The organism is Neobacillus sp. C211, from assembly GCF_051842875.1.
GTDB lineage: Bacteria > Bacillota > Bacilli > Bacillales > Cytobacillaceae > Neobacillus.
This window is the reverse complement of the sequence record NZ_JBPXRO010000002.1, coordinates 324,877-334,654: the sequence shown is the minus strand read 5'-3', so window position 1 is coordinate 334,654 and position 9,778 is coordinate 324,877. Positions and strand designations below refer to the sequence as shown.

10 protein-coding genes and 1 tRNA gene are annotated in these 9,778 nt (G+C 35.0%); 5 read left to right on the top strand and 6 right to left on the bottom strand.

Features of this window, described 5'->3' with window-relative positions:
* Positions 1–95: 95 nt before the first annotated feature.
* A complete protein-coding gene (locus ACSU6B_RS03500; RefSeq protein WP_439276405.1) occupies positions 96–431 on the bottom strand; it encodes a hypothetical protein in 336 nt (111 codons plus the stop codon).
* Here ACSU6B_RS03500 and ACSU6B_RS03495 point away from each other — a divergent pair.
* Complete coding sequence (locus ACSU6B_RS03495; RefSeq protein WP_439276403.1) at positions 425–1,474, top strand: sensor histidine kinase; 1,050 nt, start codon at positions 425–427, stop codon at positions 1,472–1,474. The two genes, ACSU6B_RS03500 and ACSU6B_RS03495, sit on opposite strands and share 7 nt — an antisense overlap.
* A gap of 23 nt (positions 1,475–1,497) precedes the next feature.
* On the top strand, positions 1,498–2,271 hold the full coding sequence (locus tag ACSU6B_RS03490) for a response regulator transcription factor (RefSeq protein WP_410882781.1): 774 nt from the start codon (positions 1,498–1,500) through the stop codon (positions 2,269–2,271).
* 71 nt (positions 2,272–2,342) lie between these two features.
* On the opposite strand, the gene manA is transcribed toward ACSU6B_RS03490, so the two are convergent.
* Positions 2,343–3,290, bottom strand: a complete 948-nt coding sequence (gene manA / locus ACSU6B_RS03485) for a mannose-6-phosphate isomerase, class I (RefSeq protein WP_410882802.1) — start codon at positions 3,288–3,290, stop codon at positions 2,343–2,345.
* A gap of 202 nt (positions 3,291–3,492) precedes the next feature.
* Here manA and ACSU6B_RS03480 point away from each other — a divergent pair, with 202 nt between their 5' ends.
* The 3 genes from ACSU6B_RS03480 to ACSU6B_RS03470 all read left to right on the top strand — a co-directional run bounded on the left by ACSU6B_RS03480 (position 3,493) and on the right by ACSU6B_RS03470 (position 5,597).
* A complete protein-coding gene (locus ACSU6B_RS03480) occupies positions 3,493–4,551 on the top strand; it encodes a lactonase family protein (protein ID WP_410882779.1) in 1,059 nt (352 codons plus the stop codon).
* Positions 4,552–4,678: 127 nt separating this feature from the next.
* Positions 4,679–5,386, top strand: coding sequence for a DUF421 domain-containing protein (locus tag ACSU6B_RS03475; RefSeq protein ID WP_410882777.1), 708 nt, complete (start codon positions 4,679–4,681; stop codon positions 5,384–5,386).
* A 138-nt stretch (positions 5,387–5,524) separates the two neighbouring features.
* Positions 5,525–5,597, top strand: a tRNA-Cys gene (locus ACSU6B_RS03470).
* A gap of 110 nt (positions 5,598–5,707) precedes the next feature.
* Here the strand turns inward: ACSU6B_RS03470 and ACSU6B_RS03465 are convergent.
* From ACSU6B_RS03465 to ACSU6B_RS03450, 4 genes are all read right to left on the bottom strand, one after another.
* The gene (locus tag ACSU6B_RS03465) at positions 5,708–6,562 is read right to left on the bottom strand and encodes a hypothetical protein (RefSeq protein WP_410882776.1); all 855 of its coding nucleotides are present in this window, start codon (positions 6,560–6,562) and stop codon (positions 5,708–5,710) included.
* 174 nt (positions 6,563–6,736) lie between these two features.
* Positions 6,737–7,843, bottom strand: a complete 1,107-nt coding sequence (locus ACSU6B_RS03460) for an acyltransferase family protein (RefSeq protein ID WP_410882774.1) — start codon at positions 7,841–7,843, stop codon at positions 6,737–6,739.
* Between the two features lie 45 nt (positions 7,844–7,888).
* Positions 7,889–8,407 (bottom strand): YdcF family protein, encoded by a 519-nt coding sequence (locus ACSU6B_RS03455; protein ID WP_410882772.1) that lies wholly within the window; start codon positions 8,405–8,407, stop codon positions 7,889–7,891.
* 119 nt (positions 8,408–8,526) lie between these two features.
* Entirely contained in the window at positions 8,527–9,756 is a 1,230-nt protein-coding gene (locus ACSU6B_RS03450; RefSeq protein WP_410882770.1) for a glycosyltransferase family 4 protein, read from the bottom strand.
* Positions 9,757–9,778 lie beyond the last annotated feature (22 nt).

Genomic DNA, 9,778 nt, shown 5'->3' with positions numbered 1-9,778 from the left:
TTCAAACTTAATGCTCCTTCTGTCTTTTTTTAAATTAACGATATATAACGTCAGTTCCAGCGTACAGTAGATTAAGCTAAAAGCTTGTTCTCCTCTTACGCCAATTCAATTTCCACATATTCACTTGCTAGAGTGATTATCGTTCCTTCTGATGTTTGAGTTACACTACCATTTGAAACAGTTTGTATATTATTGATATTCCGCAATAAAATATGGTATTGCCCGATTAGCCCGTTTGTTTTCACTGTAATAAGGTTACCATCTTTTACGGCAGTCACTTCACATACTTTTTCACCCTGAGTATTGTAAATATCTGTGGCAGCAAGCTTCCCATCTTGTAGTTCAAAGAGATGAAGGGTAACATCCTTTGAATAAAGATAAGAAGGCTGGATCCTACTACAAAAATTTAATAATGCTAAAACATTTGACACCAGAAAAAACACATCAAATTAAGAGTCCGATTAATAACTCAAAACAACTCATGACATACTCCCTTTTAGAATCTACTGGTTGGACCATCATTGTAACCCAGAACCAAAAAGAATTATTTTCGTACTTGGATCAGCTGACAAGAGTATTTATTTTAATTACTTTTATTACCCTGTTACTAATCCTAATGATTTCATATTTTGTCTCTAAAAGGGTTACCTTTCCCCTACAGAAGCTGCGGCGTGCCATTGGAAACATGGATCTTGATGATCTTTCAAATAACGATTTTCCAGTTGTGGATAAGGACAACAATTCAATTGCTGAAATTGATGCACTCAATATTGCTTTTACTAAAATGAATCATAAATTGTCGCATTCCTTTAATGAACTGCTCATTGCTAGGTCACAGGAATTGGATGCAAAGTTTCTTGCGCTTCAATCCCAGATGGATCCCCATTTCCTCTATAATAATTTAACCAACATCAGTGTAATGGCAGAAGAGGGAATGAATAAGCAAATCGTTACTTTATGTAACAATATATCCTTTATGTTAAGGTATATCTCCACTCAAAATAAACAAGGTGTTCCACTAGAATCAGAAATTGATTATACAAAAAGATATTTAGATAGTATGAAAATTCGCTATGAAGAAAATTTGACATTTCACTTTGATATTCCAAAAGAAATGAACGATATTGTTGTCCCAATGCTAATCATTCAACCTATTATTGAAAACTCGATTAAATATGGTTTAAATAATTCTCCACCATGGAATATTTCTGTTTCTGGTAAAATCGAAAGTAATAAATGGCGAATTACAATAACTGATAATGGCCCTGGGTTTGATCCGATTGTCCTGGAAGAATTTAATCATTTCATAGAGACTCAGATTGATATACTTCACATACCCGACTTACAAATCAATGGAATGGGACTTAAAAATATTTATATCAGACTCAAGCTATTGTATCAAAATGACACTTTCTTTGAATTACAAAACCATGGTGAAAAAGGGGTTTCTGTTACCATTGGAGGATTAGTTTAATTATAGAGGGGAAGTAATAATCCGTGAATCACACCTTTCAAATTAAAACAATTGTTGTCGAGGATGCATCCCTTATTAGACGAAATATTTCCAGAAAGATAAGTGAGCTCAATCCCAATTTCAAAGTAATTGGTGAAGCCATTAACGGTCAGGAAGCCCTTAATATGATTGAGAAAGATATACCCCAACTAGTTATTACAGATATCCAGATGCCCATTATGAATGGTTTAGAATTAGCCAAAAGCATCTATTTTGCCTATCCAAATACAAAAACTGTTATTTTAAGCGGACATCATGAGTTTGAATACGCTCGTCAGGCAATCAATTACAAGGTAGAAGATTACTTGTTAAAGCCAGTTGTTAATGAAGAGTTACGTTCCTTATTAGCTAAAATCGAACTAAAGTTAAAAGGGGATTTAGACTCTCTTGCAAACATTGCTTTATCAATGTCAGATAAAATATCACCAGAAGAATTAGTTGAATCTGTCAAATTATTTATTAAAGAAAACTATAAAAAAGATTTATCCCTTAAAGAAATAGCTAATGAACTAAACTTCACGGTGGATTATTTAGGGAAGATTTTTAAAAAGTATACAAAAGAAAGTCCTATTAAATATTTAACCCGTTTAAGAATTAGCGAAGCCAAACACATTCTTTCTTCTGATTTGAATATGGAAATTAAAATGGTCGGAAAGGTAGTTGGCTATCCAGACCAGTATTATTTCAGCCGCGTGTTTAAAACGAACACAGGTTACTATCCAAGTGAGTATAGGACAATCATCCAATCAAGCAATTAAGAATGAATCAAGCTCAAAATGATCCCTCACTATAAAAAATAGTGAGGGATTTTGGAGTCAGACCTTTTTTGTTATGGATGTGAGACAATTAATTGGCAATCTCCAGCTATCTCGAATTCCCCAAACCCAACCGGGATAATAAGGTGGGTGCCCTTGTCCAATTGATAGGCTTCCCCTTGATGAACAAGTGTGCCTTCGCCCTTTATCATACTAAGAAGTAAGTAATCATCATGGGGATTAAACGTTGCCTTTCCATTCACATCCCACTTAAATACTGAGAAGAAATCAGATTCTACATAAGTTGTAATGGTTACATTATCCTTTGTTTCTATTTTAGGAACAGTTACGTTTCCATGATGTGGAACAGTAGTCACATCAATCGCTTTTTCTAAGTGAAGATCACGTAAATTTCCTTCTGCATCTCTGCGGTCATAATCATAGACGCGGTAGGTGGTATCCGAGCTTTGTTGTGTTTCTAATACCAGGGTTCCTTCACACAAGGCGTGGATGGTTCCACTTGGTACATAGAAGAAATCGCCTGGCTTAATTTTAACCCTGCGAAGTAAATCCTCCCATCGCCCTTCCTTCGTTTGCTGGATCAATTCTTCTTTTGTCTTGGCGTTATGGCCAAAAATCATGTCCGCATCCTCTTTACAATCGATGATATACCAGCATTCTGTTTTCCCAAGTTCACCGTTCTCATGGATTTTCGCATAGGTATCATCTGGATGAACTTGAACGGATAAATCCATGTTCGCATCCAATATTTTTGTTAATAGAGGGAAAACGTCTTCCTTTGGATTTCCAAAAAGTTCAGGTTGTTCTTTCCAAAGTACGTCCAGAGTTTTTCCAGCAAATGGTCCATTTTCAATCATCGATGGACCGTTTGGGTGTGCAGAAATTGCCCAGCATTCCCCTGTTTTATCGTTTGGTATCGAGTAACCAAATTCTTTTTGTAAGGCGTTTCCACCCCAAATTCGTTCTTTAAAAACGGGTTTTAAAAATAGTGGCTGCAATATAATTCCCTCCGTAGTTCATATGTCTATTGGAATTTTCCCCTTTCAAATTTATCATAATCATTTTTTTATGGAAAGCTATTAATTACCGGCTGCTTCCTTTAATAATTTCTAATTACAGCATTCATCCAAGGATTGCATAGTTTGAGTAATCACTGGAAATTTTGATAAAATAAACAGACTACATTTTTTAAGGAGAGATCAAATGACAAACAACCAAAAATATATCGGTTATATTGGAACATACACGAAGGGGGACAGTAAAGGAATCTATTCCTTCACACTTGATACTAACGAGGGAAGAATAGTAGATATTAACGAGGCCGCACAGTTAGAAAATCCTACATACCTAACGATCAGTAAGGACAATCGCTATCTATATTCGGTTGCAAAAAAAGGGGAAGAAGGTGGTGTCGTTGCTTTTTCAATAGAGGGAGATGGCACATTAACCGAGCAAAATCGTCAGATGCTTCCAGGCTCATCGCCCTGTCATGTGAGTGTAGATAGCAAAAACCGCTATGCATTCAGTGCAAATTACCATAAAGGATCCGTAGAATCCTACTTAATTAACGAGGAGGATGGCACGGTTCAACCGGCTGCCTCAATCATTAAACATGAAGGTTCAGGCCCAGATCCAAGACAGGAAAAACCGCATACCCATTATGCCGGAGTCACCCCTGATGAGAATTATCTGGCCGTTGTTGAATTGGGAATTGATGCACTTATCACCTATGCGGTCCACAATGACGGCACACTTTCCAAAGCGAATCTGCTTCCTTTAAAAGCTGGAAGCGGCCCAAGGCATTTGGTTTTTCATCCGAATGGAAAATTTGCTTATCTCATGACTGAATTTAGTTCGGAGGTCATTGTGTTAACCTATCACCCAGAAAATGGTCATTTTACAGAAAAACAATATATTTCCACACTTCCCGCTGATTTTTCTGAAAATAATCAAGGCAGCGCGATTCATATTTCATCGGACGGACGTTTTGTATATGCGGGCAATCGAGGCCACAACAGCATTGCTGTGTTTCGTGTTGATATAGAAACTGGAGAGCTTAGCTTTGTTGAGAACACATCTACTGAAGGAGATTGGCCGAGGGATTTTATGTTTGACCCAACAGAGAAATTCATCGTTGCATCCAATCAGGAGTCCAGTAATCTTGTTTTGTTTGCGAGGGACGAGGATTCGGGAAAATTAACCCTTATTAAGTCTGATATTGTTGTGCCATACCCAGTTTGTATCAAATTCTTACATGTTTAAAATCAAAGCCAGGAAAGCGATGCGCTATCCTGGTTTAATTTTTCATAAATTGGAGAACTAGGGCGTAAAAATTTACAATCCGTGACAATACTAAGGAAGATGTTCTTAAGATAAAGGATGTGTCTTTATGAGTTTCTTTCATAGTCAAGAAACCCTTAGTTCAATTGAGTGGATATTAAGAGCAGTTATCGGATTTTTCTTTTTGCTTATTGTCGCGAAAATCATGGGGCAACGTGCAATTTCCCAATTAAGATTATTGGATTTTGTTATCGCCTTAGTGCTAGGAAACATCATTGCTCATCCATTATCAGATGAAAAACTTGGCATGAAAGGTTCGATGATTACGACCGTTGTATTGGTGGTTTTGTATACAGGAGGATTGTTCATCAGCTTAAAAGCAAGTCGCATCGAAAAATTCCTAGACCCCGCCCCATTTCCACTGATAAAAGATGGCGAAATTAATTACAAGGGACTAAAGAAAGCTAGAATTTCCATTGATCATTTATTAGCTGAGTTAAGAAAAGAAAAAGTTGCGGATTTAAAAAAAGTGGCTTTGGCGCTTTGGGAGTCCGATGGGAAAATCTCGATTTTTTTGGACCCAAAATATGAAGCACTGACACCGACAAGTTATCAAAAGAAAATTGAGCCCTTTGACCTGCCAAGGACGATCATAAAAGAGGGAAAGATTGATTTCACTGCGCTGCAACAAATTAGAGTGGAAGAAGGATGGATTGTTAACCAGCTTAAGACGCTTTATCAGGTAGAAGTAAGTAATGTTTTGCTTGGTACCATTGATCGCCAAAAAAATTTACAGATTTTCCTATTTAAATCATAGATTTATCAGATTAACTTAAATGAGAAGCGTAAGAAAAAAGGTTGTCGAACCCTTATATATTTTGACGAACGAAATTTACTTACAATCTAGATTATTACTATTATAATACTAATTATAGGAAGAAGTAATTAGTACGTTGGTAGTATAGCCAAGCGGTAAGGCACTGACCCTGCAAGGTCTGTAACCTCTGGTTCAAATCCAGATACTGCCTTAATAAACCATTAAAGGGACAGGGGAAAATTACCTGTCCCCTTTAATATTAACAAGCATCATTAACAGATTGTTCTAATGTTAAATCACAACATGGAGTGATAATCTTTTTTAAAAAGTTTCGAACGTATTTTTTGTTTTCCCACTATTCAAAATACGATTTGCAGGAATAGATCTCATTGCCAATTCATTATAGTTACTCTCAGGTTTAAATATAAACACGGGGTTAGAATGTTGTATCATGTGTAAATCCCAACACATACCATCTACCTTGTTATATTGTCCTTGGATAGTCATGATATGGTTGGTATTGTTTGAAGGTTGAATCTGTAAATTTGTGAAAGTGTTACCACTACATTCATTCGGAATAGTTTCACTGCCTTCTAAAACAATATTTTCAATACAATCTTCCAATGAAATTTTATCAAAGCGATTTGCATTTACGTATGCAAATCCACTAGAAGGTTTAGTGGCTTTCAAATAGATACCTTTCGCAAAAGATACAATTTTTATATCTGTAAAGTTTACAAATGAAATCTCATGTCCGCTCCCACCTGAGTACAAAAAGATTCCTGTGCCTGATACTGAGCCTGTCCAATTTACAAGGACAAGATTTTTTAATGATGTATTATTCCAAGTATTGTAGTATTTATATTTCCCGTCCAAATAAATAGCTTCTTTGGTGTAACCGTTGTAATCAACCATAATACTAGCATCCCAAAATGAAGCATCCTTTTGTAGTTCAAATCCTCGAACGTTGGCACCAATTACAAATCTAGTCCCATAACTCCCTTGTAGCTTAACACCTTGTTTAATGATTACAGTTCCCGTTATATAATAATCTTTATCTGCAGCAATGACTGTTTTCCTAGCATTTTGGGAAGCAAAATCAATTGCTGCCTGAATCTTCGCCTGCGGCGTAGTACCTGAAAAATCCTCTACATAAACGTTTGGATTTTCTGCCAAATAAAATTCCTCCTTTAATATTATTATAGGTTTCAAATTATTATATTGATTTTAAAAAAATAAGCATGGTTAAATCGCACACTGATAAAGAAATTATATAAAGTAATAAGAAAAGCCCTAAATTATGAATAAACATAATTTGGGGCTTTTTTTATTACTTAAGGTGGATATGACTTATCCATGTTTTGTTTTGATATTAGGAACAGCTCTGTCACTAATTTTCTTATCATTCATCCCTATAGATATTCTCCCAGCAAAATAGTATCCATATGGAATTTTATTCAATACAAATGTGGATGCAATTGACAATAACAAACTAGCAAAGAAATATAATCCTGTTAGCAGGGATGGATGATTTTCCAAGGACAAACGCTTGAAAACTACGTACATCACAGCTAAAAAGACAGGATGTATTAAATAGATGCCGAACGAATACTGGCTAATCCAAACGAAGAATTTAGGTACTTTGGGAATTTTTGTAGCAATATAATAGATCAAAAATATCATACTTGTCGTAAAAAAAACCATATCTACTCTTTTGGATGAAATAATCGGTAAAATTTTTGTCCCATATAAAAATAAACAAATGGATCCTAATATGAATGGACTGACAATAACCCATTTTGAATATTTGTTCAAAAGGTTGATAAATAAGGAAAAGTGTTTACCGCAGTAATAAGCAAGTGAAAAATAAAACACCCAGCCTAAAAAGGGAATCCAATAGAATTTTTCCCATATATAAACCCCAATTTCTGATGGATACGGTTTAACAAAGTTGAAAAAACCTAAATAGGCCATATTGATCAAAAATGCGCTCCCCATAACTACTGACGGTTTCCATTTTTGCAAATATTTATTGAAAAAATAATGAAGCAAGTAAAATTGAAAGATAACCAAGATAAAATAGCCATGGAAATCCCCTAATAAAAGATGTCGCCAGAAAAATTGTCCAAACGAACTTAACAAACTAGTTCCTGTACTTAAGGATTGTTCAAAGGCTTTTAATACGGCAAAAAATGTCCCAAACAATACATAGGGAACCATTACATACTTTAGCCTTTTAGCCCAAAAGTTTGAAGGTAGTTCATTTGGGTAGGAACGTGATAAAATGAATTCTGAAATAAAAATAAAGGTGGGCGTACCAAAAGTTAATAAAACTCTTATTAAATTGACTGTATTACTTTCATCAGCGTAAGCTCTTGCAAGTGAATGAAGAAGTAATATACTTAAACAAGATATACTTCTCATTAAGAAAATTTCATTTATCAATTTTTTCTGCAAAATGCCCTCTCCCTTTCAAGGAAAAAATATTTAATAGCACTTTCATTATTCATAAAAGAACATTTCTACATATTGGTATAATTTTCTTTTAGCATCATTTCCATGAACCCCAAAGGTATTTCCAATTATTTTGACATATTCACTAATTGTGATACCAATGTTGTGCCTATTCATCCACCATGCTTTTGGATTATAGGAGGTATCACTAGAAACATAAATTAGCTCAGAATTTTTACTCTTATAAACTCTATTGAAATTATATTTCACCCTCCTCATATGGAAATCAGATGAGACTATGATTGCAGAACGGTAATTATACTTTTTCATTATTTTTTGAACATAAACTGCGCTTTCAAATGTGCTATCTGCTTTACCTTCTAATATTAAAGAATTCCTTGGCAGAAGTGTAACAGCCTTTCCCCAAAGATTATCTGCCAATCCATTTGATACGATGATTTTACTTGCATACCCCAACTTATAAAGCTCAATTCCTTTTTCGAGACGCCCTTCCCCTCCACTCAATACAACAATCACATCTACTTCTTTTGGTTCTTCATTAATCACTAGATATCTTCCTGCGAAAAATAGGACAAGAATAAATACAAGTACCACTAACAAATAAAGTGTATATCGAAAACTCGTTTTTTTATTGATAGTATTCAGCGTACCTTTGCCTCCCGTCGTTAAACAGTTGCGTGTTCAATAAGGTTATAAATTTCTCCATAGGAATGTCTTCTATCAAATTTTTCTTCTGCTAATCTCCTTGCATTTTCCCCATATGCCGCTCGTAAACCTTCATTATTATAAAGCTTTTCAATTAGGGCCGCTAATTTGACAGGATCCCCTGGATTGTAGTTATAGCCAATATTTTCGACCGTCACCATTTCCAAAAATTCCTTATTTAGGCTGCTATTTAATACTGGTAAACCTGCTGATAAAAAATCTCCAATTTTGTTCGTAATACTTTGTTGAGCACCTTTACTGATTGCATTCGCTGCAATATCTGAACTTACTAAATAAGGAATCATTTCCTCATATTTTAAGTGACCCATAAAATTCACTGGTGCCCCCAGCTGATTGGCCAGCTTTTCAAATTTTGGTTGTAATGGTCCGGACCCAAATACTTTAAAGACAATATTGGGTATCCCTTTATTTTTAAGAATTGAAACTGCACGAATCACTGTCTCCAGGTCATAACTATAGCTGATAGTTCCGATATAGGTAATCCAAAATTCATTAGGATCTTCCTTTACTTGCTTATCCTTATAGGAATCAAAAACGCCTAGGTCTGTTCCGATATAGATGGGTAAATAACTTCTGGCATTTATATTGACTTTATTTACTCGCTGTACATAACTCTTTGAAACACCTACAACATAATCTGCTAAACTATAAATTTTATTGGCATAGACTGTAAGCGGATATAATATGACATCAACCAATACCTCTGGTAGAGGGATAGCATTCTTGATTGCTTCTGGCCATACATCCTGAATATCCATCACAAATGGTATCTGAAACTTCTTGGCATATCTTCCAACAATAAAAGCAGCATCCATCATAGGATAGGCACAATAAATCACATCGGGTTTTTGCTTAATATTTTTTAAAAAAAGCGCAAGTTGTTTCGAGAAATGTCTATGGCTTTGAATTCGATCAATACCAATATTCTTTTTGTACCCTAGTTCATCTATCATGACGATTTTATACGTAAGACTCCTATTGATTTTTTCTATTTTAGTTTTATCTCGAAAGTTTTTATCACTGTGCTTAAAATTACTCGTAAGTAAAGTGACCTTATGACCCTTGCTGCTTAATTTTTCTGCAATATAAGTAAATCTATTAAATCCTTTTTCCCCTGGAAGTATTGTAAAGGGAGCAACTAAAAGAATTTCTCTATTATTTGTTAACATCCTTCCACTCTCCATCCGACAT

Excerpts from the sequence above, each read along its gene's own strand:
- ACSU6B_RS03480 (WP_410882779.1), top strand. The coding sequence starts at position 3,493 with ATGACAAACAACCAAAAATATATCGGTTATATTGGAACATACACGAAG.
- ACSU6B_RS03450 (WP_410882770.1), bottom strand. The coding sequence starts at position 9,756 with ATGTTAACAAATAATAGAGAAATTCTTTTAGTTGCTCCCTTTACAATA.
- ACSU6B_RS03475 (WP_410882777.1), top strand. The coding sequence starts at position 4,679 with ATGAGTTTCTTTCATAGTCAAGAAACCCTTAGTTCAATTGAGTGGATA.